Genomic DNA, 25,385 nt, shown 5'->3' with positions numbered 1-25,385 from the left:
AAAAGAATCTGATGACTTCAACGCTGGAATGATCTCGGGCCGAGACAGAGCTGAGCGATCAGACGACGAGACAGGGCAAGATCGGGGGTACCCGTCTGCTTGCAGGCCAGTTCGAAACCCTGAACGGCCTCGCAGGCACGCATGAGAGCAGGGCAGTCCCAGCGTTCGATGGCTTTGTTGAAGCTTTCCGTCTTCTTGAAAAAGACCGGCGGCCTGAGCTGCTTCATGGCCTCCTGACGCGATTGACCCTCACTCATCCAGTCGAGCACACGCAGCAATCGGGTCATGAGAGACAGGCAGGCACGCGCCAGCGCAATGGGAGAAAGACCGTCGGCCAGGGCCCGTTCCAGTGCGATATCGGCAGTTGCACGATCACCCGCCATCGCAGCCGTTGTGGCATCGTCGAGCGTGGCGCTGGCGGAATCGCCTATGCATTCCTGGCACTCATCCAGTGTCAGTCGCCCGCCCTCACCCGCATAGAGCACGAGCTTTTCCACCTCGCTGCGTATCGCCGCCCGATCTGCCCCCAGGACGGATGACAGCCAGAACAAGGCGTCACGGTCTATGGTCACAGACGCATCGCGAAACAGGTCGGCCAGCGAAGCCACAAGGTTCTTGCCCTCTTCGGGATAACACCCGATCGAGGCAACGGATTTATGCGCTTCGAGCGTCGTGCGCAGCTTGGCGCGCGACACAAGACCGGGCGCTTCGATCACCATGACCGTGTCGCTCTCGATAGCGAGCGCTGCCATGACGCGCGGAAGAAGGGCGTCCTGCCCGTCGCGTATCCAGACCACACGACGACCGCCTATCAGCGACAGGGCGCCGACTTCTTCCTCGACACGAGCATGCTGTTCCTGATCGAGCAGGGCCACACGAAAAGGATCGTCGAGAGACTCCGCGATCTGCCGGACGCATTGCGCAGCCCGTTCTCGGATCAGGCCGAAATCGTCACCATAAAGCAGGACGCCGCGCCACTTGCCGATTTCGGCCAGTGTGCGGGCAGTCGAGCGGGCATCGATCTTCATGCGCGCTCAGTTATCCGTGCTGTTGAGGTCCGTACGTCCCGTAGCTGCCGCAGGGAAACCGTCCGGTCCGGCCTTCTCATAAGGCTGACCGTTCTGCGTCGGCATAGCGTTCGGATCGAAATACGAAGGCACGTCTCTGGCATTGTTGCGCGAGGGCTTGATCTGGGATTTGAACCACACGGCAATCTGCTGGCGGATCGACCCGGCAAGCGTCTGGGCGAGGCGTGCACGCACCGTCTCGTCATTCAGCGTCTGGGCCAGATACTGCTCGAAGGTCGCATTGAACCCGTCAAGCTCGTTGACGTCGCCTTCTGCCACCAGTTTCGGCGTCTGTTCGACGGTGAACAGACGCCAGTGCGCTGTGCCGATTTCACGGAAACGCCCGGCCGTATTGTCGCTGTGGATATCGATCACAGAAGCATTCACGTTGAAACTGACATTGAGCGTGTAACCGTCCGGCGCCTTCGTGCTGCCGCTGCCCAGCTGCTCCTGCAAAGCCAGACGCAGTTCCTGCCCCTGACGCTCGGGAATGTTGGCCACGTAGATGCGCTGCATTTCATGCACCACACGCGCACCACCGTCCCCATTGCTTCCATAGAGCGGCTGGAAACCGCATCCGCTCAGGGTCAAGGCAGCAAGCAGGACGAAACGACGCATGGATCAGCCTGCCACCACGAAATTGACGATACGGTTGGGCACATGGATGCGCTTGACGATACGCTTGCCTTCGAGCATCCGTGCGACATTGGGTTCGGCTTCGGCAAGAGGCAGAACCATATCAGAGGGTGCATCGGGCGGCACTTCGATCGTACCGCGCAGCTTGCCCATGATCTGGACGCCGAGCGTGATGCTGTCCAGCGCAAGGAATTCTTCCAGCGCTTCAGGCCATGCACGTTCTACAACCATCGCGCCACCCGGTTCGAGCAGGGACACCATCTCTTCGGCGAGATGCGGCATCATCGGCGCAACCAGCAGGGCCAGGGAAAGTGCGGCCTCGCGACGCGCCGCACCTATGCCCTCTTCAGAGGATTTTTCGGCTTCGGCGAGTGCTGCGCTTAGCTCATGCAGACGAGCCACCGCCACATTGGGGGTAAAGCCCTCAAGTGCCTCGGTAACAGCCTTGATCGTGCGATGCGTGGCCTGTCTCAGGCTGCGACCGCCCTCAGCAAACGCGGCGTCCTGAGGCACCGACGCAGCGACATTCTGCACCAGTCGATACAGGCGCTGACCGAAACGGGCCGACGCTGCCACACCGGCTTCGGTCCACTCCATATCGCGTTCCGGCGGGCTGTCGGACAGAACGAACCAGCGCGCCGTATCGGCACCGAAGCGCTCGATAATCGCCGTGGGCGAAACCGTGTTGCGCTTGGATTTGGACATTTTCTCGGAACGTCCGAGCTGGACCGGCTCACCATTATCGCGACGCACATAGCCTTCACCCGAGCGCACGACATCTTCGGGCGCCAGCCAGCCGCCTGCGTCGCGATAGCTTTCATGAGTGATCATGCCCTGCGTGAACAGCCCGTCGAAGGGCTCGTCCACATCCAGATGACCCGTCTCATGCATCGCCCTTGTAAAGAAGCGTGCATAGAGCAGATGAAGGATCGCATGCTCGATACCGCCGATATACTGATCGACCGGAAGCCATGAATTGGCCGCGGCAGGATCGGTCGGGGTGCTGGCATGAGGCGCGGTGAAACGCGCGAAATACCATGAGCTGTCGACGAAAGTATCGAACGTATCTGTCTCGCGACGGGCCTTTGCACCGCATTGCGGGCAATCGACATGCTTCCAGCTCGGGTGATGATCGAGCGGATTGCCCGGACGATCGAACGTCACGTCATCGGGCAGCTTGACCGGCAGCTGATCGTCGGGAACCGGTACGGCGCCGCATGTCTCGCAATGAATGACCGGAATAGGGCAGCCCCAGTAGCGCTGGCGTGAAATACCCCAGTCGCGCAAGCGCCAGTTCACGACACTGCGTCCGACGCCCATGGCTTCGAGGCGTTCGATGGCCTTGCGCTTGCCTTCTGCCGTGTCGAGCCCATCGAGGAAACCCGAATTGATGAGCGTTCCCTCACCTGTCACCGCAGTCTTGCCAACGGTAAAGCTGGATTGCTGCTCGCCCGGCGGCAGAATGACGGGACGAACGGGCAGATCGTATTTGCGGGCGAAATCCAGATCGCGCTGGTCACCGCAGGGACAACCGAAAACCGCGCCCGTTCCGTATTCCATCAGGACGAAATTCGCGATCCAGACCGGCACAGTCTCATCGGGAGCAAACGGATTGCTGACGCGCAGTCCGGTATCGAAGCCGCGCTTTTCAGCGGCTTCGATGACTTCTTCGGAAGTGCCCAGACGCTGGCATTCCTCAATGAAAGCACGCGCCGCGTCATTTTCGCGTGCAACCTTGGCTGCCAGCGGATGATCGGCAGCAATAGCTACAAAACTCATGCCGAACAGCGTATCGGGCCGGGTTGTGAAGACCTCTACCGAATCGAGATCGACATCGTATCCTTCCGGCGGCGCGTGAAGTGCGAAACGCACGCGCGCGCCTTCAGAACGACCGATCCAGCGCTCCTGCATAACACGCACACGCGCAGGCCAACGATCGAGCTTGTCCAACCCTTCAAGGAGCGGTGCGGCGAAGTCGGTGATCTTGAGGAACCATTGCGACAGGCGCTTTTTCTCGATCAGCGCACCTGAGCGCCAGCCACGTCCGTCGACAACCTGTTCATTTGCCAGAACGGTGTTATCCACCGGGTCCCAGTTGACCGAGGACTCACGACGCTCGACAAGACCCTTGCGCCACATGTCGAGAAAGAGCTTCTGCTGGTGCCCGTAATACTCCGGCAGACAGGTTGCAATCTCGCGCTCCCAGTCCAGGGAAAAGCCCAGACGCTGCAACGTGCTGCGCATTGCAGCGATATTGTCGAGCGTCCACTGGCCGGGATGCACACCGCGCTCGCGCGCCGCATTTTCTGCGGGCAGGCCGAAGGCGTCCCAGCCCATGGGGTGCAATACCGAAAAACCGCGTGCGCGCTTGTAGCGCGCCACTACATCGCCCAGCGCATAGTTACGTACGTGCCCCATATGAAGCTGACCGGACGGGTAGGGGAACATCTCAAGCACGTAGTATTTCGGCTTGTCGGCCGCAGGATGATCGTCAGCGGCGAAAGCGCGCACTGAATCCCAACGGGCCTGCCAACCGGGCTCGGCCTTTGTGAAATCGTAGCCGAGTGTCTCTTGTTCCGTCATGATCTTCTATCGTCTGTTCCGGTCGTATCGTGCATGGAAACCGGGATCAGTCCCGGTTGCCGTTATCCGCGCGCAGCTGGCGGGCACGGGCGAGAATGCGCGTCGTAATGTCAGAGGTTGTATTTGCGGCGACCGGCGTATCGACCCATTCGCTTCCCTGCTTCTCCTGACGGAAAACAGATACGCGAAGGGCATCCGAACGCAGTCGACGATCGAGAATATACGCTGCAATCTTGAAGCGCTCATTCGTGCTGGCCGGGGGCTGGTACCAGTCAGTCAGGATCACGCCGCCATTGGCATCGGCCGAAGCGAAAGGCATGAATGACAGCGTATCGATCGCACCGCGCCACAGATAGGCATTCACGCCGCCCTGAAGCTGGTCGTCACCGCCGGTAGCGCCACGATCGACGCCCAGAAGATGGTTGCGGGGCTGTGTCAGGCTGTCGGGATCGCGCCCGCCGCCACAGGCACTCAGCGCCATCAGGGCACAGAGAGGCAGAACGGGAAGAAACCGCCCCAGGAATGACGTCGCCTTTACGGGCGCGTTGAGAGGGGCGATCGGCTGCAAACGAGGTGTCATGATGTCCCTATTAGACTGGCACTGGCCGCGTGTCGAAATCCCCGATCGCGGTACCCGCGTCCGGCTTTATTGATCGTTCATATCGCGCCCGCCCGGCCACGCCAAGCGGGGCAATGATTTATCCTCTGGGGATACTGACCCGTTCGAGCATTTCGCGCAGCCAGCCCTGCATTTTCTCTGGCAGGAATGCATGCCGCGCGAGAATGCTGGCAATCGTTACGTCCGGCACGAGACGCATAAGATGGCGTTTCACGCGTTCGGTTTCCTCACCCATACCATGCGAGGCGAGAGCCACGAGATAGTAGAGCACACCGGCCGCGCTTCTCGGATAGAGGCTGACGAATGCGGCGCCCGCCTGTCTGGCTTCTTCGTTATTACCCGACGCCTCAAGCACGAAAATGCTGAATGGCTCGGACAGCACAGCCAGAGGTTGCGAGGCACGCAAGGCACGGAATTGCTGTATTTCCTCAAGCGCTATCGATTTCTGCCCGCTCAACAATGCCTGAATGGCCTTGAGCGTATGCACCGATGGCGAGATCGCAATAGCCGGAAAAACGCCACCCGCTCCGGTATATTCCGCAGTGAGCGCCTTGGCCTCGTCGAGCTGGCCGGGCGTGAAGGTGCGCGTCAGCATGGAAAGCCACACACCCAGCGGATTGGCACGAAGCTGAATGGCCACATAGCCCGCAGCCGCAGCAATCTCCTCGATGTCTTCTCTCGGCGTTGACGCGAGATCTTCCTGATACAGGAAGAAACGTATGAGCGACCGCACGTAAAGAACGAAAACCGATTCCTGATCGGACTGATAGGCCCGCTCGACCAGTTCTTCAAGCTCGCCGGAGAGAGTCACATCGCAACGCAGCAGCAACGTCAAAGCCCGGATCGCCATCTGGAAAGAGGACAATTCGGCGATGGGACGCGACATCATGCGCTGCCCTTCGGACACGAAGAGCGACCATTGCAGCGATTTCATCACATAGAATAGCAGCGCACGCTGGGCGCGCGTATCCTTCGGCAACTCGAACCGGTCTGCCCAGACGACGCTTCCCTCCTGCCTCAGACTGAGGAGGCGGATAATCACGTAACCTTCCGAAGTCTCGTCATGATCGCCATTGACGCGCACGAGACCCGAAATGACGTAATCCGTCCCGGGATTATGCGTGTTGCCGAGTAGCGGCCCCGTCTCACCCAGCGGCGTTTCAGGGAACGGCACGACAGTAAAGGTCTGCAGCCCGACAAGCTTGACTTCGAGGCGTTCTGTCAGTTCCGCAGCCAACATGTCGGCATGCGCCCCACCCGTCGATTTGAGGGGCGCGACAGCAATCGAGCCGAGCGAACGTGCTGGCGGGCCAGCCGAAAGAAATGACCCCTCTCCTCCACCACCGGCGAACATGCCCGAGTTCTCGACATGAATATCGGCATGAACGAGAGCCGGATCGAGGTCGGCTGACGCTCCGTGATGGGTCTTCGCATAGGAATCGAAGGCGATTCGCTCCTGCAAGCCACGAACCAGCCCCATCGTGGCCGGACCAGGCACGGTGCCGAGCTGATCCTGAAAAAGCTGTACAACCTGATCGCCCAGAGTAGCAGCCTGCGCGTATTCTCCTTTGGTCACCCAAGCCTGGATACGGGCACGCCATGCGGCTTCATTCAGCGCATCGCGCACCAGGAGATGATCGGCCGTCTCCAGAATGGCGTCGGGATCGACCTGTGTGCGCAACGCACTCTCGAAAAGCTGGTAGATATGACGGTTGAGGCGCGTGCGCTGCCCCTCGATCCATTCATTGAAGGCAGGATCGATACCGTTGAGTTCACCTAGCAGCACGTCGCTCGGCGGTGGCAGGTCGCGCAGGATGGATTTGCCGCCGTTGAGAATACGTTCGACATCGACCGAGGTCAGGGCTGGTTTCAGCGCGAGCGTGTGTCGCTGCACATCGATTACATCCACACCGAGCGGACTGAGCGCATCGAGAAGGCGATGGATCTCCTGCCGAAGGGACGCGCGCGCAAGATCGTCCGGGCGACGGCTCCAGAGGAGCTCGGCCAGATGGGAGCGGGCAACAGGTTTGCGATCCGATAACGCGAGGATCGCAAGTAATCCCTTCGTCTTCCCGCCAACAGGCAACACACTTTCACCAGTCAGTGTAGTGGCTTCCATGCGACCGATCAGTCGCAGACGCAGCAGGGTGGAATCGGTTTTTGCAACACCACGGAGGGCCAGATCGAACATTACTTCAAGCTTTCTTTTCTCAGCGCCTTATATCACATTCCCTGTCTCGGTTTTTTTACGAAACGTATTCTCCACCTCAGCATCGCGCGTAGTTGAAGGAAAAACGATAGTGCCGAGAGTGTGTCTGTTGCGGGCAACCCCTTGATGGAAGAACGGAAGTAAATCTTGCGACCTCCGCACATAAAAGACTTTTAAATCTGCTATGCAACAAGGCTTATGGATACACAACCAACAACAATCTTAGAATGACTTGCGAGTATTGCAACCGATCACAGGGAACAGAAAAAATTGAAACGGCGCCTCTTGCCGGGTGGACGGCCCCCACATACAATAGAAATGATGGTCCGCGTAGCTCAGCAGGATAGAGCACAGGATTCCTAGTTAATTGGGCGCCATAATTGGAAACGTTATGGTGGATCTGCTCAAATTCGGGGAACGCTCTGGTCGATGACCGTGCCAATCCCGAGCCAAACACAGGGCCGAAAGTTCTGTGGAGGTGTAGAGACTGTACGGGCAGCACCTGTCATCCGGATACCGGATTATGGTGAAGAGACAGTCCAGACCACGAACGACGTCACAGGCGTCGGCGGCGAAAGTCGAAGTGGTATGAATCCTGGGGCCGTGGGTTCGAATCCCGCCGCGGACACCATCACTTCAGCCCCCCTTTCACCCTGCTATGACAGCATGGAACGTATGACAGGCTCTTGCTGGCCTTCATTCCTGATTTCCGTGCAGGACCAGTTTGCCCCCTAGAAGGCGACCGTTGCAGCCTGGGGTACAAACACGGCATGCAGCAGAAACGCCAGCAGCACGATTGCAATCAGCACACCGAATATCCGGCCGAAAAGACGGAACGAAGCCACGATGAGCAGTAACAGCAGCAGTGCCAGCAATGCCGTCTCGACCTGATGCGGCACCCCAAGTGTCTGCAACCCCCTGCGCGCCACCTCTTCCACAAACACGATAACGGAGACGATCAGCGTAAAAAGGCCCATGATCAGGCCGACAACGACCGCTATCGCATTCTCGATCACGTTTCTTCTCCGATGGTGAGGTGGCCTCGTGACCCCCCTGCTGACACGCCCCGATCATATGCCCCAGACCACGAACTTCACAATGTTTCGCGATTGCATCCGGACAGCGAACCCCATCTGACGGCAGAAATATCACTGGTTTTCAGGCTTCCCGGTTATGTGGAAAACCCCTGCTCTCCATGGGGGCGCGCGCGCTTGCAGGAGCCATGATTTGATAAAAGGCACATTTCTGGCCTAGACCCGGTGCTTCTGCAGGATTTGGGAGCCGATTTGATGAAGCGCATGAGCATGACCACCCTCATCGTCATTGCGATGCTGCTTGGCATAGCCGTCGGTGGTGCAGCTCATTCCCTGATTTCGGACAGCATCCAGCAGCAGCATTTTGCCCATTACATCTCGATCGGCTCCACAATCTTTCTGCGACTGATCAAGATGATCATCGCCCCCCTGGTCTTCTCGACGCTGGTCGTTGGCATAGGTCATATGTCCGATGCGGCATCGGTCGGGCGTGTCGGGGCCAAGGCGATGATCTGGTTCGTCGGTGCTTCGCTCTTTTCGCTCACGCTCGGCATGGTGCTGGTCAATCTATTCGGACCGGGTGTCGGGATGCATCGCCTCCATGGCATCACCACCTCGCCAATCGCGACGGATGGCATGTCGCTCGACAGTTTCGTCAAACATATCGTGCCGGATTCCGTGTTCCGGGCCATGACCGACAATGAAATCCTGCAGATTGTCGTCTTTTCGGTCTTTTTTGGCATCGCCTGTGCCTCGATGCCAGAAAAGGCACGTGTCATCATGGCCTGGACCGAAAGCCTTTCACAGATCATCCTGAGAGTGACAGGCTTCGTGATGCTGCTTGCCCCCCTGGCCGTCTTCTGTGCCATGGCAGCAACGATCACGACTAACGGCCTTGGCGTGCTGATCAATTACGGCAAGTTCATGGGCGAATTCTATATCGCCCTTTCCCTGCTCTGGGGCGCGCTGATCCTGGCTGCCTTTGCCATTCTCGGGCGCTCGGCACGTCGTTTGATCGGGCTGATGCGCGAGCCATTCCTGCTGGCCTTTTCCACCGCGAGCTCTGAAGCGGCCTACCCACTGATGCTGGACCAGCTTTCACGCTTCCCCATCTCGCGACGCATTTCCTCTTTCGTGCTGCCTCTGGGCTATTCGTTCAATCTCGATGGCACGATGATGTATTGCACCTTCGCCAGCATCTTCATCGCACAGGCCTACGATATCAGCCTGCCCTGGAGCACGCAGATCATCATGCTGCTGACGCTCATGCTCACCAGCAAAGGCGTTGCGGGCATTCCCCGCGCTTCTCTGGTTGTCATTGCAGCAACGCTAAGCCAGTTCAAACTCCCCGAAGAGGGCGTTCTGCTCATCCTCGGTATCGACACGTTTCTCGATATGGGGCGTTCGGCAACGAATGTCGTGGGAAACTCTCTGGCAACTGCCGTGGTGGCGAAATGGGAAGGCCAGCTTCCGTCAACCACCACGTCTTCTGAAAGGGTCTGAGCACGCCTTGCAGGGCGTGCCCGCCAGTTCAGGAAAAACAGGTCAGGCCCTGTTGCGACGGCTCAGCAGGATGAGCCCCCAGCCGGCCACCAGAAGCAGGGCGATGAATGGAATGGCCATCACGGTATAGGTGCCTTCCGGATAATCGAGCCCCATCATGACGACCACAAACCCGAGGAACCCCAGCGTCAGATACGAAGTAAACGGCGCGCCCGGCATGCGGAACCCGGCACTTTCGATCTCGCCGCGATCGACGAGCTGACGCAACCGGATCTGACAGATCAGGATGAAGCTCCAGGTGCTGATGATGCCCAGCGCCGCGACATTGAGCACGATTTCGAACACGCGTGCCGGAATGAGATAGTTCAGCCCTACCCCGACCATATAGACGGCCACTGTCGTGAGGATACCGACGTAAGGAACGGATTGCCTGTTCATACGCGCGAGGGCTCGCGGCGCGGAGCCACCCATCGCAAGCGCGCGCAGAATGCGGCCAGTCGAGTACAGCCCTGAATTCAGGCTCGACAGGGCCGCCGTCAGCACGACGATATTCATCACCGTATCGACATGCGGCACACCCAGTGCCTGAAAGAAGGTCACAAACGGGCTGACACCCTTGTGGTAGGCATTCCAGGGCAGAAGACAGACGAGCAGAATGACCGAACCCACATAGAACAGACCGATACGCCAGATCACGCTGTTGATCGCGCGGGGGATGATCGCGCGCGGATTGGCGCACTCACCGGCCGCGGTTCCTACAAGTTCGATGGCCGAATAGGCGAAAACGACACCTTGCATCAGGAAGAGCGCCGGCATGATCCCGTGCGGGAAAATGCCGCCATTTTCTGAAATCAGATGAAAGCCGGGAATATTGCCCGCAACCGGCATTCTGAGGCCCAGAACCACGCAGCCAAAAACCAGAAACAGCGCAAGGGCCACAACCTTGATGAGCGAGAACCAGAATTCGAGTTCACCGAAATAGCGCACGCCGATCATGTTCATCGTGCCGACGATACCGAGGGCGACAAGCGCGAACACCCATTGCGGCACATGGTCGAAAGTACCCCAGAAATGCATGTAGAGCGCAACTGCGGTGATATCGACGATACCGGTCATGGCCCAGTTGAGAAAGGACAGCCAACCCGCAGCATAAGCTGCTTTCTCACCCAGGAACTCGCGCGCATAGGAAACGAAGCTTCCGGCGCTCGGCCTGTACATGACGAGCTCGCCAAGCGCACGCAGAATGAGAAAGCAGAAAATACCGCAAACGAGGTAGTCGATCGCCAGAGAAGGACCAGCCTGCTGGAGCCGCGTTCCCGCCCCCAGAAAGAGCCCTGTGCCGATCGCCCCGCCAATGGCAATCATCTGGACCTGACGACGGTCCAGATCCTTGTGATACCCTTCATCGACCTGCGGCGGGGGATGAAGCTGCGACTTGGATGGAATGTCCAAAACTCTGTAATCCTGACCTTGTTGACGAATTTTCTTGTTCAATCGTAACGAATTCTCCGCGTGCTGCCAATCGTTTCCATTGGCAGCTTGCCAGAGGGGTGTGTCATGAAATGCAGGGCACTCGGCCTGATCTGTCAAGCCATCGCCCGCTTCTCCATCCGATGGTCCGCAGGAGATGCGCGCGCGCAGCAGATCCCGTTAATCCGGCCAGTTGCGGCCCTTCAAGGTCGTGACGGAGCGGTTCGGTCCGGTCGTCGGATCGACAAGAAATACCCTTATGACCGTTATTTAAGACGTCACATCAATGTGTCTTTCATCACATAGAAATGTCATGTCGACGCGCCGTTAATACTCCTAGCCTGACAGCCCATACATGTTCACGCACGCCCTGCCTGACCGACCGCAAGGAGAAGGAACGCCCATGAAACGCTTTTTCAATCATCGGGAAACCATCGTCGCCGAAGGGATCGAGGGTCTGTTGCGCTCTTCCGCAGGTGCCGGTCTGTGTCGCCTCGACGGGGCTGACGATATCCATGTGGTGTTGAGAAAAGACTGGCAGAAGCAACATGTTGCCGTGCTGTCCGGCGGTGGCTCCGGACATGAACCGGCCCATGCGGGCTTTGTGGGCAAAGGCATGCTGACAGGCGCTGTTTGCGGTCAGCTTTTTGCCTCCCCCGGCGTGGACGCCATTCTTGCTGCCATACGTGCCGTATCTGGCGAAGCCGGGTGTTTGCTGATCGTCAAGAACTACACAGGCGATCGTCTCAATTTCGGCATTGCCGCCGAGCAGGCCAAGGCTCTCGGCCTCGATGTGGAGCTCGTGATCGTCGGCGATGATATCGCTCTTGGTCGGACCGACAGAGCACGCGGCATTGCCGGGACTGTGCTCGTGCACAAGATTGCAGGCGCTGCGGCAGAAGCCGGGCAATCGCTGCAGGAAGTGGCCGCACTGGCACGCAAAACGGCGAAAGCTCTCGGCTCGATCGGCCTCGCCCTCAGCGACTGCAATGTTTTCACCCCCGATCAATCGACGCGCCTGAGTGACGAAGAGGCCGAGCTTGGGCTTGGCATTCACGGTGAGGCCGGGGTCGAACGTATTCCCATGGCTGACCTCGATACGCTCATGGCCAGAACGGCAGACAGGCTGGAAGCATCCCTCCCCGAAGATGGCGAGGTTATCGTTCTGCTCAACATGCTGGGAAGCGTTCCCCCGATCGAGGCCTATGCCCTGCTCGACGGGTTTTCGCGCACTCGTCTTGCCCGTCGAACAGCATGGATCCTCGGGCCGGCGCCAGTCATGACGGCACTCGACATGAACGGCTTCTCCCTTACCGCCCTGCCTGCCGATCCTGTGTTTATCGACGGCCTGCAAGCGCCTGCCTCACCCCATGCATGGCCCGGCATCGCCCCCTATGGCGCGATTTCCACACGTCCCATGCCGGCCTTGCCCGATACATTCATCGAGGCGCCCTCGGATAATCCGGTTCTTCGCGCGCTGATAACGAAAGGCGCGCAAGCCCTGATCGACAACGAAGCCGCGCTTAACGCACTCGATGCCAAATGCGGCGATGGCGATGCAGGTTCGACCTTTGCCGATGCCGCGCGCCAGATATTGCGCGCCACAGACTCCCTGCCCCTCGCCAATCCACCTGCCCTTCTCGCAACACTGGGTCGTCTTCTTGCACGTCACAGCGGTGGATCGAGCGGCGTCCTGCTGTCGATCCTCATGACGACGGCCGGGCAGGATGAGGACTGGCGCAAGGGACTGGATGCGGGGGCTGCGCGCATGCAGGCCTATGGCGGGGCAAAGCCCGGCGACCGAACCATGCTCGATGCCCTGCTGCCCGCACTTGCGAGCCTCGAACAGGGCCATTCGCTCTCAGAGGCGGCGAAAGCAGCACGCATCGGCGCTGAAGCGACGCGCAGCATGAAGGCTGGTGCGGGCCGCGCCGCCTATATTCCAGCCGGACAACTGGCCGACATCCCCGATCCGGGGGCAGATGCCATCGCTCTCCTGTTCGAAGCGCTGGCCGCAGCGCTTTAGGGATCTGCTCGCGAGGCGAACGGGGCGGCATCTCCCCTGCCCCGTTCCTTGATTTCCGGTCCGGCTTCCACACAAGGCTTACGGCTGTGACTGGACATGGTTTTGCCGGCCTCTCTCACTGGATACCGGTTCGCGCTCTCACAACTCCAGAGCATCCAGACACGCGTCCACCATGCCAAGATACCCATCGCCGAACAGACGATAATGAACGAGAGCTGGCCAAAGCCGATACACGCCTATCGATTGAGCGAACCCCTCCGGAAGCGCGCCATAGGCTTCCCAGAAGGCATGGGGCGGTGTGGAAAACAGGGTCAGGATACCGAAATCCGCTCCGGCATCGCCAATATAGCAAGCCGGATCGATCAGGACGACCTGCGTGCTGGAAGGCGAGCCTTCTTCTGACCGGCCCCCTGCCGGCGCCCTATCTGTGGTCAGGACATTGCCTGTCCACAGATCGCCATGAAGCAGGGCAGGACGGGGCGAGGCTGGCAGGAACCGGTCCAGATCCCGCATCAGATGGGCGATACGCGCGGCCAGAACACGAGGCAGGAATGACAGACAGGGCTTGAGTCGTGAGTCGCGCCAGAAATCGCGCCAGTCCGATGCCCAGCGATTGACCACAGGCATGGTGCCGAAAGCATAATCGCACATCCAGCCATAACGCGCGGGCTGGGGCGCGTCGTGCAACTGTCGCATTGTCTGCCCCAGCGACACCCACCCAGCATCGTTCAGTCCATGCGAGGGCACATAACCGAGCACCAGTAGTCCGTCCCCGACTGCCAGAACGGGCGGAACATGCACACCCGTTGCGGAAATGGCCCGAAGCATGGCGGCTTCTTTTTCTGCCTCACCGCCCTCCTTGACCACCACGTCACGCCCCGATGCGAAGCGCAGGCGCCACAGCGTCGAAAGATCGCCCCCACCCAGCGCTGTGCGCTCGCAGGGCATCGTATCGCCGATCAGCGCGGCGACCGTATCGAGCCGGGCACTCATTCAGGAATCGAGCGTAAAACTGGCCAGATGCGTGCAGCCAAGGGCGATTTCCTGCCAGGCCGTCTCGAAATCGAGGTCCTTGCCGTAAAAGGGATCGGAGATCTCCTCTCCGCCGCGCTCAGGTACATAATCCATCAGCAGGCGGATACGATCCTGCGCCTCCTGCGGGGCAAGGCGTCGCAGCGCACGAAGATGGCCGCTATCGAGTGCAATGATGTGGTCGAAGCGCGTAAAATCCTCTTCCTGCACCTGTCGTGCCACATAGTTTTCGATATCGAGACCATGTTTTTTGGCCACACGTCTTGCCCGTATGTCCGGCGCTTCTCCGACATGCCAGACGCCGGTTGCGGCAGAATCGATGTCCAGTGTGAGGCCACGTCTGGCAGCCTCGGCACGCATTGCAGCCTCTGCGAGAGGCGAGCGGCAGATATTGCCTGTGCAGACGAAAAGAAAGGAAGGCAAAGGCATGATATGGGTCCCGCTCGGTCACTTATACCAGCACGGCAACAGGTCGATATGACATGCGCCGCGCCTGTCTTCCCAAGAATAGACAGGCATGGCTCTTTGAGAATGCCAGTCTCCATCAAGACTTTGCTATCTCAAACCTAGGGAACTTTTCCCGTCAAAGCCAAAATGACTTGGCTACGTTTTTTATTTCGGCCAGTTCGTCAGGATCTCGTCGCGTATAGCGGCAGGAATCGTGATGTAGTCGAGCTTGCGGGCAGCCTCCTCGCCATCGCGCAGACCGATTTCGAAAAAGCGCCGGATGTCCGGCTTTGCTGCGTTCGGCACGATGGCGTAGGTCGCGCTCATGATCGGCCAGGCATTCAGCCCCGGGCTGTCGAGCAGATCGACCACATGGTTGGAGGCATGTGCCCAGTCCGCCTGCGCCGCTGCTGCTGTGAAATTCTCTTTCGTCGCCATCACATAGGGACCGTCATGACTTTTCAGCTGCGCCATGGGGATATGATTATGGTTGGCATAGGCGAATTCCACATAGCCGATCCCACCGATCGTTTCCCTGACGCTTGCAGCCACGCCATCGTTGCCGCGTGCACCGGCACCATCGCGCCACGCGACCGATGTGCCTGCCCCTATGCGCGTTTTCCATTCGCTGGAGACATGGGAGAGATAGGACGTAAAGACAAAGCTCGTGCCTGACGCATCCGCACGGTGAATGGGGGCCACATCTGCATCGGGCAGGGTCAGATCCGGGTTCTGTGCCTGAATGGCAGGATCGTTCCACTCCGTGATACGTCCATCGTACAATGCGGCCAGTGTCGGCCCATCGAGACGCAGCGCACCGGGCGGTATGCCCGGCACGTTCACGATCACCACAATCGCCCCGAGCGCTGTCGGAAACTGATAGAGACGATGGGCATCCAGCAGGGATGCCGAAGCAGGCTTGTCCGACGCCCCGAAATCGACTGTGCCAGCCACCACCTGATTGAGCCCGGCACCGGAACCGACGCTCTGGTAATTGACGGCAATCCCCGCCTTTTCCTTCGCCTGCTCGCCCCAGACCTCGTAAAGCGGCGCGGCAAAGCTCGAACCGGCTCCGGTGACGCTTTGCGCTCTTGCAGCCGGAGCAACGAGGCCAGCGGCGAAAGCCACCATTAGGGCAGAGGCAAGCGGGATTGGGCGTAGAAACGAATTCATGTGACCGATCGATTTTCTGTAACCATCATCGCGCGGTTCGCGATACTCTGTGAACCGCCCTTCATACCCTTTATCACAACCCGACATCACGCCCCATATGGCTTCAGGAAAGAAACACGCCATGCAACCGAGCTTTTCCCAGACATGGCCCGCATCGCCGCGCAGCGAACGGGCACGACGCTGGGCATGGATCGTCCATATCCTGTTCATCGCTTCGTTCTTCTTCGGCATTACGAGCATTCCCGGCGTGATCGTCGCCTACATGAAACGGGGCGAGGCTGAAGGCACGATCTACGAAAGCCACTTCACCTACGCGATCAGGACATTCTGGCTCGGTCTGCTGGGGGCGATGGTCGCAGGTGTGCTGTGCCTCGTCATGATCGGCTATGTGCTGCTCGCACTGCTTTTCGTCTGGTGGCTGGTCCGCGTGATACGCCCTGTTATCGCACTGGTCGATGAAGCGCCGATACGCAATCCACGCGGCTGGTTCTGACTCCGCCCCGCTTCCGGCACAGCTCTGCGCGCGTGCCGGGACGACTATATCGCGGATCTCAGCTCGTTCTGGGTAGCCAGATGCGACAGGTCATGCCCTTGCCCGGGGCGCTTTCGATACGCAGCCGTCCACCATGACGATCGACAATATGTTTGACGATTGCCAGACCGAGCCCCGTGCCGGATTGTGACGCCGTCGCGCGCCCTTCGACGCGATAGAAACGCTCGGTCAGGCGTGGCACATGCTGGCTATCGACCCCACGTCCGTTATCGGCCACGGTGATTTCCACACCCTTGCCGTTCTCGGCCGTGATCCCCGCACGGATCTCGATATTCGGCCCTCCGTATTTCAGGGCATTCTCGACCAGATTAAGCAGAACCTGCACAATCTGATCCTCATCCGCAGGAAAGAAGAGATCGTCTTCTGTCGGCAGAATGACGAGACGTGCATCCGACGCACGTATCAGGATCTGACTGTCTTCCAGCAGACGATCCATGATGTCCTGTGCAGCGACCATATCGTGCGGGCGCATATGCTCCAGACGCTGCACGCGAGACAGATAGAGCAGACGCCCGATCAAACGCTCCATTCGGGCTGCCTGTGCCGCCATAATGGCAAGAAACTGCTGCTGTGCCGCAGGATCATCCGCTGCAGGCCCCTGGAGGGTTTCGATAAACCCGATCAGCGAGGCGAGTGGCGTGCGCAGTTCATGACTGGCATAGGCCACGAAATCGGCGCGCATACGATCGACCACCTCGAACTCCGAGCAGTCCTCCAGAATGGCCAGCACCCCCTCTTCCCATCCAATGGCATGGGCGAAACGTTCGGGCCACTGCCGGAAGGTCACCTGCACGATACGCCTGACCGGCACGTCGAGCTCGACGCGGGTCACAACGCCGGTTTCAGGGGTCAATGTCGTCAGCACCGACTGAACGGCCGGATGACGTATCACCGCCCCAAGCGCATCGCCGAATACAGAATGGGCCACACGGTTTGCGTGAAAAATACGACCGCCCGTTCCCAGTAATACGGCCGGAATCGGGAGCAACTCGCAAAAGGCCTGAGCTTTGGGAGCCTCGCTGGCTGCCGATGCCACGAGGGGAACAGCGTCCCGCGTCTGCGTGGCGTGCCTGTTCCAGCGGCGCCAGCTTATTCCCCAACCGAGAAGCGTTGCCGCGAGAAGCGCAGCGAGAAGTAGCGTCAGTGGCGTGGTCTCTCAGGCCTGATCGTCAAGGGCGTAGCCGGCAGAACGTACCGTGCGGACATAATCCAGCTCGTCATCGAGATTGAGCGCGCGTCGCAGGCGGCGGATATGCACATCGATCGTGCGCAGCTCGACATGCACGTTCGAGCCCCACACCTTCTGGAGCAGATCCTCGCGCGAAAAGACGCGTCTTGGATGACGCATCAGGAATTCCAGAAGGCGGAATTCCGTCGGTCCAAGCGTCAGGGCGCGACCGCTTCGCTCGGCACGATGGGTCTGCAGATCGAGTGTCAGATCGGCAAAGCTCAGCACGTTCTGCTTGACCGGCTGGGTACGGCGCAACAGTGCCCTGAGCCGCGCATCGAGTGCCTCGATACTGCAGGGCTTGGCGATGTAGTCGTCGGCACCGCTGTCGAGGCCGCGAATACTGTCCTGCTCGTCAGCACGGGCCGTCAGCATGAGTACAGGCAGATCGTGAAGGGACGAGGTGCCTCTGATACGGCGGCACAGATCGATTCCCGACATGCCAGGCAGCATCCAGTCCAGCACAATGGCATCCGGTCGGGCGCGCGAAATGAATTCCCAGGCCTGTTCCGCTTCAGGAAAAGCCGAGACATCGTATCCCAGCTTGTCGAGGTTGTAGCGGATCATCAGCTGGAGCGAGGGATCGTCCTCGACGACGACGATCTTTACGAGGGAGCCACTCATCGCGAAACCAGATCGTCCCCGGCAGGCACGCCGCCGCGCGGACGAACCGCGGGCAGGTTCTCACCCGTTACGGCGTAATAGACGCGCTCGGCGATGTTGGTCGTATGATCCCCGATACGCTCGAAATTCTTGGCGATGAACAGGAGATGCGTGCACGGGCTGATATTGCGCGGGTCTTCCATCATATAGGTGACCAGCTCACGGAACATGGCCGTGTAATACTCGTCCACCTCACGATCGGCCTGCCAGACCTCGGTCGCACGATCCGCATCCTGCTGCGTGACGGCATCGATCACGCGACGCAGGTTTTCCTGCACCAGCCGGCCCATGCTGCGCAGGCCCGAGAGCGAAATCTGACGATCCACAAGATCGAAACGCTGGCTGCGACGTGCAATGGATGCGGCATAATCGCCAATACGCTCCAGATCGCCCGTGATCTTGAGCGCTGCAACGATCTCGCGCAAATCGCCCGCCATGGGGCTACGCAGGGCCAGAAGCCTGATTGCCAGAGCCTCGACATCGCGTTCCAGCAGATCGACCTGCGGGTCCTGCGCGGGAGCGGCCTGAGCGGCGTCCTCGTCATGTTCGGTCACGGCAGCAACGGCCTGCGCCACCTGACTTTCCACAATCCCGCCCATACGCGCCATCATGGCGCGCATACGGTCCAGTTCCTGCTCGTAGCTCTTGACGGTGTGAAGGCTGTCCGCTGGCATGATTACTTGTCCCTACCCGCTTGGGGAAACTTATCCGAAACGTCCGGTGATATAATCCTGGGTCTGCTTCTGACGCGGATTGGTGAACATCCGGTCAGCGCTATCCATTTCAATCAGGGAGCCGAGATAGAAGAAGGCTACCTGATCCGCGCATCGTGCCGCCTGCTGCATGTTATGCGTCACGATGGCGATGGTGAAATCCTGTTTCAGCTCATCGAGAAGCTCTTCGATGCGCGCAGTCGAGATCGGATCGAGCGCCGAAGTGGGTTCGTCGAGCAGGAGCACTTCCGGCTTGGTGGCAATGCTGCGCGCAATGCACAGACGCTGCTGCTGACCGCCCGACATGCCTCCGGCAGGCTCCTTCAGACGGTCGCGCACTTCTTTCCACAAGGCGACGCGCGTCAGAACGTCCTCAACGCGCGCATCCATCTCTGCGCGAGAGAGCTTCTCATGCAGACGCACACCAAAGGCGATATTGTCGTAAATCGACATCGGAAACGGCGTCGGCTTCTGGAACACCATGCCGATGCGCGAGCGCAGCATGTTCAGATCGAGAGCCGGATCGAGAATATTGGCGCCGTCGAACAGGACAGAGCCCGTCGCCTTCTGGCCCGGATACAGATCGTACATACGGTTGAAAATGCGCAGTAACGTGGATTTGCCGCAGCCGGACGGACCGATCATGGCGGTGACGTTCTGCTTGCGGAAATCCATGGTAATGGATTTGAGCGCCTGTTTCTCACCGTAATAGAAATCGAGTTCGCGCACAGCCAATGCCGCCTCAGGCACGACGGACGCGGTTGTAGACGGGGGGAAATCCTGCAGGGCTTCGCTCATGAGCGTATCGTCCTTTGCTTATGACTGTTTGCTGCGGAAGCCGAACCGCACGATGATATTGATACCCAGAACACCGAACGTCACCAGAAGGGCGCCGGTCCAGGCTAGACGGACCCAGTCGTCGTAGGACGCGCCAGCATATTGATAGATGGCGATAGGCAGGCTTGCCATGGGCTTGTCGAGGCTGAAGGACCAGTTCTGGTTGCCCAGCGAGGTAAAGAGCAGGGGAGCGGTCTCGCCGCTGACACGTGCAAGGGCAAGGAGAATACCGGTCAGCACGCCCGGGGCGGCCGAACGCAGGCACAGGAACAGCACCACACGCCAGTGAGCCGCACCGAGCGCCGAACCGGCCTCGCGCATGGCAACCGGGACGAGACGCAGCATGTCTTCCGTCGTGCGGACAATGATCGGCACGGCGAGAATGGCGAGCGCCACAGAGCCGGCGAAACCCGAGAAATGGCCGAAAGGCGCAACGAGGACGAGATAGACGAACAGACCGATCAGAATGGACGGTGCGGAAAGCAGCACGTCCGACACGAAACGCACGGCCATCGCAAAGCGCGATCCGTTGCCGAATTCCGAAAGATAGATCCCGCATCCGAGACCGACAGGTGTGGCGATCAGCAGCGCGACCGCCGTCTGGATCAGACTGCCGATAATGGCATTGGCCAGACCGCCATTGCTGCCGGGCGGCCCCATGGGGTGCAGCAGCGCAGCGATCGACAGACCGGCAAGCCCGTTCCACAAAAGCGTCCAGAGAATGGAAACGAGCGCCAGAACGAGTATGGCCGTTGCGGTCAGACTCAGGCCTGTCGCCAGACGATCCATGATGAGACGTTGCGTGGCGCGGGGGTCCTTGCGCCAGCCCTGCCCTATTGCCTTGCTCATGCGCGTTTCTCCCGCAGCAGCCAGCGTGCGATCGCAAGGGTGGTGAAGGACAGGAGCATCAGAATGAAGCCGAGCGCCAACAGGGATGAAAGCTTGAGACTTCCTGCTGCACTTTCGGGAAACTCCAGAGCCACGAGCGAGGCAACGGTATTGCGCGGCGCAAACAGGGACCAGCCGATCGTATTGGCGTTACCGATCACGAAGGTCACGGCCATGGTCTCGCCAAGCGCACGCCCCATGCCGAGCACCACACCACCGATCATCCCGGCACGCGACCAGGGTACGATGACGCGTCGCATGACTTCCCAGCGCGTCGCGCCGAGCCCGTAGGCGCTCTCCTTGAGCATGGGCGGCATTACGGCAAAAACATCGCGCATGACGGCCGTGACGAAGGGGGTAATCATGACAGCGAGAACAAGACCGCCTGTCAGCAATCCATAACCGAACGGCGCTCCGTGAACGAGCCAGCGTATGCCGGGGACATGGCCGAAATGATGCCGGAAAAAGGGCTGCACATGCTGGGCCATGAACGGCACCACAATGAAAAAGCCCCACATGCCAAAAATGATCGAAGGCACAGCTGCCAGCAGCTGTACAGCCGTTCCCACGATGCCCGCCACCATCGGAGGGGCGATATTGGTCAGCCAGAACGCTGCCCCAAAAGCAAGCGGCACACCGATCAGGACCGCGATCAGGGTCGAACCGATGGTGCCGAAAACCGGTGCAAGCGCACCATATTCATTCGTCACCGGGTTCCACACATCCCGGAAAGCAAAGCCGAGGCCGAACGTACTGAAGGCCTTGCTGCCTCCCAGCGCCATGGTGAGAACGAGACCGCCGAGAGAAACCAGCACAAGCAAGGCGCAGGCACTGACGAGAAGTCTGAACAGGCGATCGCCTTTCCAGAACGGCGTTTTCCGGGCTTCCTGAAGCGGGGCAGGCTGGGTCCGCGTCGCGGCAGCACTAGTCATACGGTCGTCGGGTCCTGGCTCGAACTTGGGAGTCACTGGGTCTCAAGGCATCTGGTGCCAGTCTGTCGTGTAGCTTCCCAGCCGCTGGGAGACAACAAGCCTCGACAAAAGCGGCCTGTGAATATTTCATGACAGACCTAGAAACGGCGTCCTTCGGCCCAGCCATGGAGAAAGTAATGCAGGAGCGGACCAAGGGACCAAGATCCGATATCCCCTTGTGCGCCGAGATAATTAGCCGACGACCAGGGCTTCGCACCGCGCGCATCGCGCAGCAGCACGGGACCGTTCTCGACATGGATCGGCACAGCGGAGGGCGACGACGCCCAAGGCATATAGGCCTGCAGCATACCGTCATAACGCGTCAGGTAATGAGCCTCGTCTTCGAGAAGAAGATCGACGAGATGACGTCCTGGCAGATTGGGCGTTGAAGCATAGCGCAGCAGCGAAGGCCGGTCATCCGGATCGAGCAAGGGACTTGAAAGCTTCAGACGCGCTCTCTGCTGCATCTGCGCGAAGTCGCGGTTATGCCAATGCAGATAGGTAAAGCGCGACAGGGCAAAACCCGAAGCCAGGGACGATGTCGGATTGTGATGCCCATTATCCATTGTTGCGATACTGCGCGCCGGAAGAAACCCCTTGATGAAATGTGTATCGACTGCAAACCATCCGGGCCTCGATGGCAGGTTGAAAAGCGAGGTGCCGATACGAAGCGCACGCTTTTCTCCCCTCAGACGATCAAATTCGCTCATTATGCGTGAAGCGCTGGTCGAAAGACCGTCGTCATCGACCACTGCAATGAATTCGTCGCAATCGACAGGGAGCGCAAAATCATATTCGCCTTCCCGATCCCACGCCCTGATCTGCTCTGCAAAATGGAGTCCCTTGGCGTGAAAATCGTCCATGTGACGACGATCGCGACGCACGGTTACACCACAGAGTTCAGCCTGAGCCAGAAGATGAAGTGTCAGCGGATCGCAGGATCCGTTATCGAAGACTGTCAGATGCTCAAAGCCGAATAGTCGGCCATAATAAGAGAGCCACGCCATGAGCATGGCCCCTTCATCACGCTGCATCATGACAACACGAATGTTTACCGCACGACTGTTTGCAGAAATTGTAATGAAGTATCTCCCTTTGTTGTAAATCCGCGACTTCGTCTAGCGAGCACCTCTGAATTGCTGCATCATTGATTGAAGCGACTAGACTTGTGTCGCAGGTGTGACTGGCAAGAGAAACAAACAATGACAACGGCCCAAGCCAATAGTCCTTTCATCGGTCATTATGACGGACTGCACAAAGAAACCTTTTTCGGCTGGGCTCTGAACCGCCTTGATCCATCCATTCCTGTGCGTCTGCACATTCTGATTGATGGCCAGGAAATAGCGCAAGTTCTGGCCGACCAGCCTCGCAGGGACGTTCAGAATGTATTGAAAACGCCTCACGACCGAATGGGGTTTGCCTATACAATTCCCTCACGGTTCATGGACGGATTACCTCACAGATTGTCAATTCGCTTCGCAGATCGCACTGAACTTCAAATAAAAGACGACGTCAATTCCGATATCCAAAAAAATGGTAACGTATTCACTCTAGAACTGAAACCCGAATACACAAGCTGCGTCGATGGAATTACCCACGGCACCCTCAAGGGCTGGATCCTTCAGAAAACGCCGGGAGAGGAAGAGTGGCGTGGTGACTGCATCGTATCCGTCACGGCCAACAATGTTCTTATCGCACAGGCACGCGCAGACCGGTATCGCGGCGATGTTGCCGCCGCCGTGGGCTGCAATCCGCACTGTGGCTTCGAGGTCCCCATCCCTCAGCGCTTTCGTGGATCTTCGCCCCGTAGCTATTCGGTCAAAGTCATGCCCGGGGGTGAAGAACTTATGGGCAGTCCTTTCACGAGCTCGATTGCCGACGATGCGCTCGAGACACGCCTGCTCGATATTGCCGAGACGATCGACCGGCTTCATCGCGAGCTGACGAAACTGCGTACCGAGATACGCGGTGCGATCCCGCAGGCGGGCTACAATCTTGGCAATTACGATCGCTGGGCTGCGCTCTATTATCCGGCCCTGCGCGAACGGACTGCGCTTTTGCGCGTAACGGCGCCCCTGGTCGAGGAACCGCTGATCAGTGTTCTCTGCCCGACCTACAAGCCGCTCAGGGCCGACTATATCGCCGCCATCGATTCCGTGCTGGCTCAGACCTATCGCAACTGGGAGCTTATCCTGATCGATGACGGGATGGTCTGCCCGCAGACGACGGCGCTGATAGCCGATTATGCTGCCCGGGACAGTCGCATACGCGTGCTCTCTCTGGCCAAGAATCGTGGCATATCAGATGCCACCAATGCTGGCATGGATGCCGCACGCGGTACCTATACGGTCTTCTTCGATCATGATGACATGCTGGTCGATGTGGCTCTCGAGGTCATGCTGCGCAAGGCACAGGAAAACGATGCCCTGCTCGTCTACTCCGACGAAGATAAAGTCGATCTCGCCAATAACTGGCAGGCCCCGAATTTCAAGCCGGATTTCAACTACCGTTATCTGCTTGGCTGCAACTATGTCTGCCATCTGACGATGGTCGAAACCGCCACGATGCGTGCAATTGGCCCCCTGCGCGCCGAATATGACGGGGCCCAGGATCACGATTTCATTTTGCGTGCCTGCGAACAGATCCCGCATGATCGCATCAGCCATGCTGCTGAACTTCTTTACCACTGGCGCATGACCCCGAATTCCACAGCGGTTACCGTAGGCAACAAGAACTACGCGATTGCCGCCGGGGTGAAGGCCGTTTCGGATCATCTCGCCCGACGCGGGTTCGACGCCGACGTTTCCTCGATCAACGGCCTGACGCTTTATCGTGTGGACTGGCGTCTGAAGGAAAACCCCAGCGTTTCGATCATCATTCCGTTCAAGGATCAGATCGATATCACGCGCCAGTGCGTCGAGACGCTTCTCGAACGCACCGATTATCCTGATATGGAAATCGTTCTCGTCGATAACTGGTCGGTTACGCCCCAGGCACGCGAGTTCATGCAGGAATATGCCAAGCACCCGATCGTACGCTTCGTGACGATCGAGGAGCCGTTCAATTACTCACGGCTCAATAATCTTGCCGCTCAAAGCTGCATGTCGGATTATCTCGTGTTCATGAACAACGACGTGTTCGTCGAAGACGCGAACTGGCTGCGCCTGATGATGAATGAGGCTCTTGCTGGCGACCGTGTTGCAGCAGTCGGCGCGCGCCTGCTCTACCCCAACAAGACCGTTCAGCATGCAGGTGTCGTCGTGGGCCCCGCAGGAATCGGCGCCCATGCCCATCGCGGCTGCGGACCCGAGGATTACGGTTATATAGGCCGCATTCTTCTCAGCCATGAAGTGACGGCGGTGACTGCCGCCTGCATGCTCGTTCGACGCAGCGTTTTCGAAGAAGTTGGATGTTTCGACGAAACCCGTCTGCGCATCGCCTATAACGATGTCGATCTCTGCCTCAAAATCAGGGATGCGGGATATCGCATCGTTTATTGTGCCGAAGCTCTTGCCTGGCATCATGAAAGCCTGACACGCGGCTCGGACGATGTGCCTGAACAGGAAGCGCGCTTTTTCGAAGAAGGACAGGCCATGCAGCAGCGCTGGGGCGGTCACCCGCTCTATGAGCGCGACCCCGCTTATCCGCGTTTCTTTACGGTCGACCTGCAGCCGTTCTTCGATCTGGTCGACCCCACAGGCACCTGAAGGCGTCTCGCGAAAACCTCCGTTCT

Annotated in this window: 21 protein-coding genes; 4 read left to right on the top strand and 17 right to left on the bottom strand. The window is 59.1% G+C overall.

Annotated features, from left to right (window positions below; translation table 11 throughout):
- Positions 1-17: 17 nt before the first annotated feature.
- From holA to NF685_RS07545, 6 genes are all read right to left on the bottom strand, one after another.
- Positions 18-1,028 (bottom strand): DNA polymerase III subunit delta, encoded by a 1,011-nt coding sequence (gene holA, locus NF685_RS07570; RefSeq protein WP_252849191.1) that lies wholly within the window; start codon positions 1,026-1,028, stop codon positions 18-20.
- Between the two features lie 6 nt (positions 1,029-1,034).
- A complete protein-coding gene (locus NF685_RS07565; RefSeq protein ID WP_252849190.1) occupies positions 1,035-1,685 on the bottom strand; it encodes a hypothetical protein in 651 nt (216 codons plus the stop codon).
- Positions 1,686-1,688: 3 nt separating this feature from the next.
- On the bottom strand, positions 1,689-4,286 hold the full coding sequence (gene leuS / locus NF685_RS07560) for a leucine--tRNA ligase (RefSeq protein ID WP_252849189.1): 2,598 nt from the start codon (positions 4,284-4,286) through the stop codon (positions 1,689-1,691).
- 46 nt (positions 4,287-4,332) lie between these two features.
- The gene (locus NF685_RS07555) at positions 4,333-4,767 is read right to left on the bottom strand and encodes a DUF3576 domain-containing protein (protein WP_369794246.1); all 435 of its coding nucleotides are present in this window, start codon (positions 4,765-4,767) and stop codon (positions 4,333-4,335) included.
- Between the two features lie 217 nt (positions 4,768-4,984).
- Positions 4,985-7,096 (bottom strand): hypothetical protein, encoded by a 2,112-nt coding sequence (locus NF685_RS07550; RefSeq protein WP_252849187.1) that lies wholly within the window; start codon positions 7,094-7,096, stop codon positions 4,985-4,987.
- Positions 7,097-7,845: 749 nt separating this feature from the next.
- Positions 7,846-8,130: a hypothetical protein gene (locus NF685_RS07545; protein WP_252849186.1), complete on the bottom strand. Its 285-nt coding sequence runs from the start codon at positions 8,128-8,130 to the stop codon at positions 7,846-7,848.
- Positions 8,131-8,412: 282 nt separating this feature from the next.
- Between NF685_RS07545 and NF685_RS07540 the strand changes: the two genes are divergently transcribed.
- The gene (locus NF685_RS07540) at positions 8,413-9,651 is read left to right on the top strand and encodes a dicarboxylate/amino acid:cation symporter (protein WP_252849185.1); all 1,239 of its coding nucleotides are present in this window, start codon (positions 8,413-8,415) and stop codon (positions 9,649-9,651) included.
- 42 nt (positions 9,652-9,693) lie between these two features.
- On the opposite strand, the gene NF685_RS07535 is transcribed toward NF685_RS07540, so the two are convergent.
- On the bottom strand, positions 9,694-11,103 hold the full coding sequence (locus tag NF685_RS07535) for an amino acid permease (protein WP_252849184.1): 1,410 nt from the start codon (positions 11,101-11,103) through the stop codon (positions 9,694-9,696).
- Between the two features lie 421 nt (positions 11,104-11,524).
- Between NF685_RS07535 and NF685_RS07530 the strand changes: the two genes are divergently transcribed.
- Positions 11,525-13,147: a dihydroxyacetone kinase subunit DhaK gene (locus tag NF685_RS07530; RefSeq protein ID WP_252849183.1), complete on the top strand. Its 1,623-nt coding sequence runs from the start codon at positions 11,525-11,527 to the stop codon at positions 13,145-13,147.
- A 138-nt stretch (positions 13,148-13,285) separates the two neighbouring features.
- On the opposite strand, the gene NF685_RS07525 is transcribed toward NF685_RS07530, so the two are convergent.
- The 3 genes from NF685_RS07525 to pstS form a co-directional block, all read right to left on the bottom strand.
- Positions 13,286-14,140, bottom strand: coding sequence for a fructosamine kinase family protein (locus NF685_RS07525; RefSeq protein WP_252849182.1), 855 nt, complete (start codon positions 14,138-14,140; stop codon positions 13,286-13,288).
- Positions 14,141-14,608: a low molecular weight protein-tyrosine-phosphatase gene (locus tag NF685_RS07520; RefSeq protein WP_222546823.1), complete on the bottom strand. Its 468-nt coding sequence runs from the start codon at positions 14,606-14,608 to the stop codon at positions 14,141-14,143. It lies immediately after the preceding gene.
- A 183-nt stretch (positions 14,609-14,791) separates the two neighbouring features.
- Positions 14,792-15,799 carry a phosphate ABC transporter substrate-binding protein PstS gene (gene pstS, locus NF685_RS07515; protein ID WP_252849181.1) on the bottom strand — a complete coding sequence of 336 codons (1,008 nt, stop codon included), beginning with the start codon at positions 15,797-15,799 and terminating at the stop codon, positions 14,792-14,794.
- 121 nt (positions 15,800-15,920) lie between these two features.
- Between pstS and NF685_RS07510 the strand changes: the two genes are divergently transcribed.
- Entirely contained in the window at positions 15,921-16,292 is a 372-nt protein-coding gene (locus NF685_RS07510; protein WP_222546821.1) for a DUF4870 family protein, read from the top strand.
- A gap of 58 nt (positions 16,293-16,350) precedes the next feature.
- Here the strand turns inward: NF685_RS07510 and NF685_RS07505 are convergent, their stop codons facing one another.
- The 7 genes from NF685_RS07505 to NF685_RS07475 all read right to left on the bottom strand — a co-directional run bounded on the left by NF685_RS07505 (position 16,351) and on the right by NF685_RS07475 (position 22,689).
- Entirely contained in the window at positions 16,351-17,388 is a 1,038-nt protein-coding gene (locus tag NF685_RS07505) for a sensor histidine kinase (RefSeq protein WP_252849180.1), read from the bottom strand.
- Positions 17,389-17,508: 120 nt separating this feature from the next.
- Positions 17,509-18,204 carry a phosphate regulon transcriptional regulator PhoB gene (phoB, locus tag NF685_RS07500; protein WP_252849179.1) on the bottom strand — a complete coding sequence of 232 codons (696 nt, stop codon included), beginning with the start codon at positions 18,202-18,204 and terminating at the stop codon, positions 17,509-17,511.
- On the bottom strand, positions 18,201-18,917 hold the full coding sequence (phoU, locus tag NF685_RS07495) for a phosphate signaling complex protein PhoU (RefSeq protein WP_222546819.1): 717 nt from the start codon (positions 18,915-18,917) through the stop codon (positions 18,201-18,203). Before phoU ends, phoB begins: the two co-directional genes overlap by 4 nt.
- 30 nt (positions 18,918-18,947) lie before the next feature.
- Complete coding sequence (gene pstB / locus NF685_RS07490) at positions 18,948-19,754, bottom strand: phosphate ABC transporter ATP-binding protein PstB (protein ID WP_252849178.1); 807 nt, start codon at positions 19,752-19,754, stop codon at positions 18,948-18,950.
- An 18-nt stretch (positions 19,755-19,772) separates the two neighbouring features.
- Positions 19,773-20,642: a phosphate ABC transporter permease PstA gene (gene pstA, locus NF685_RS07485; protein WP_222546817.1), complete on the bottom strand. Its 870-nt coding sequence runs from the start codon at positions 20,640-20,642 to the stop codon at positions 19,773-19,775.
- Entirely contained in the window at positions 20,639-21,613 is a 975-nt protein-coding gene (gene pstC, locus NF685_RS07480; RefSeq protein WP_252849177.1) for a phosphate ABC transporter permease subunit PstC, read from the bottom strand. Before pstC ends, pstA begins: the two co-directional genes overlap by 4 nt.
- Before the next feature lie 137 nt (positions 21,614-21,750).
- Complete coding sequence (locus tag NF685_RS07475) at positions 21,751-22,689, bottom strand: glycosyltransferase family 2 protein (protein ID WP_252849176.1); 939 nt, start codon at positions 22,687-22,689, stop codon at positions 21,751-21,753.
- Positions 22,690-22,854: 165 nt separating this feature from the next.
- Here NF685_RS07475 and NF685_RS07470 point away from each other — a divergent pair, with 165 nt between their 5' ends.
- Entirely contained in the window at positions 22,855-25,359 is a 2,505-nt protein-coding gene (locus tag NF685_RS07470) for a glycosyltransferase family 2 protein (RefSeq protein WP_252849175.1), read from the top strand.
- The last annotated feature ends 26 nt before the right edge of the window (positions 25,360-25,385 follow it).

The sequence above is a fragment of the Asaia lannensis NBRC 102526 genome (assembly GCF_024054035.1).
In the GTDB taxonomy this organism is placed as follows: Bacteria; Pseudomonadota; Alphaproteobacteria; order Acetobacterales; family Acetobacteraceae; genus Asaia; species Asaia lannensis.
This window is presented reverse-complemented; position numbering and strand designations above follow the sequence as displayed.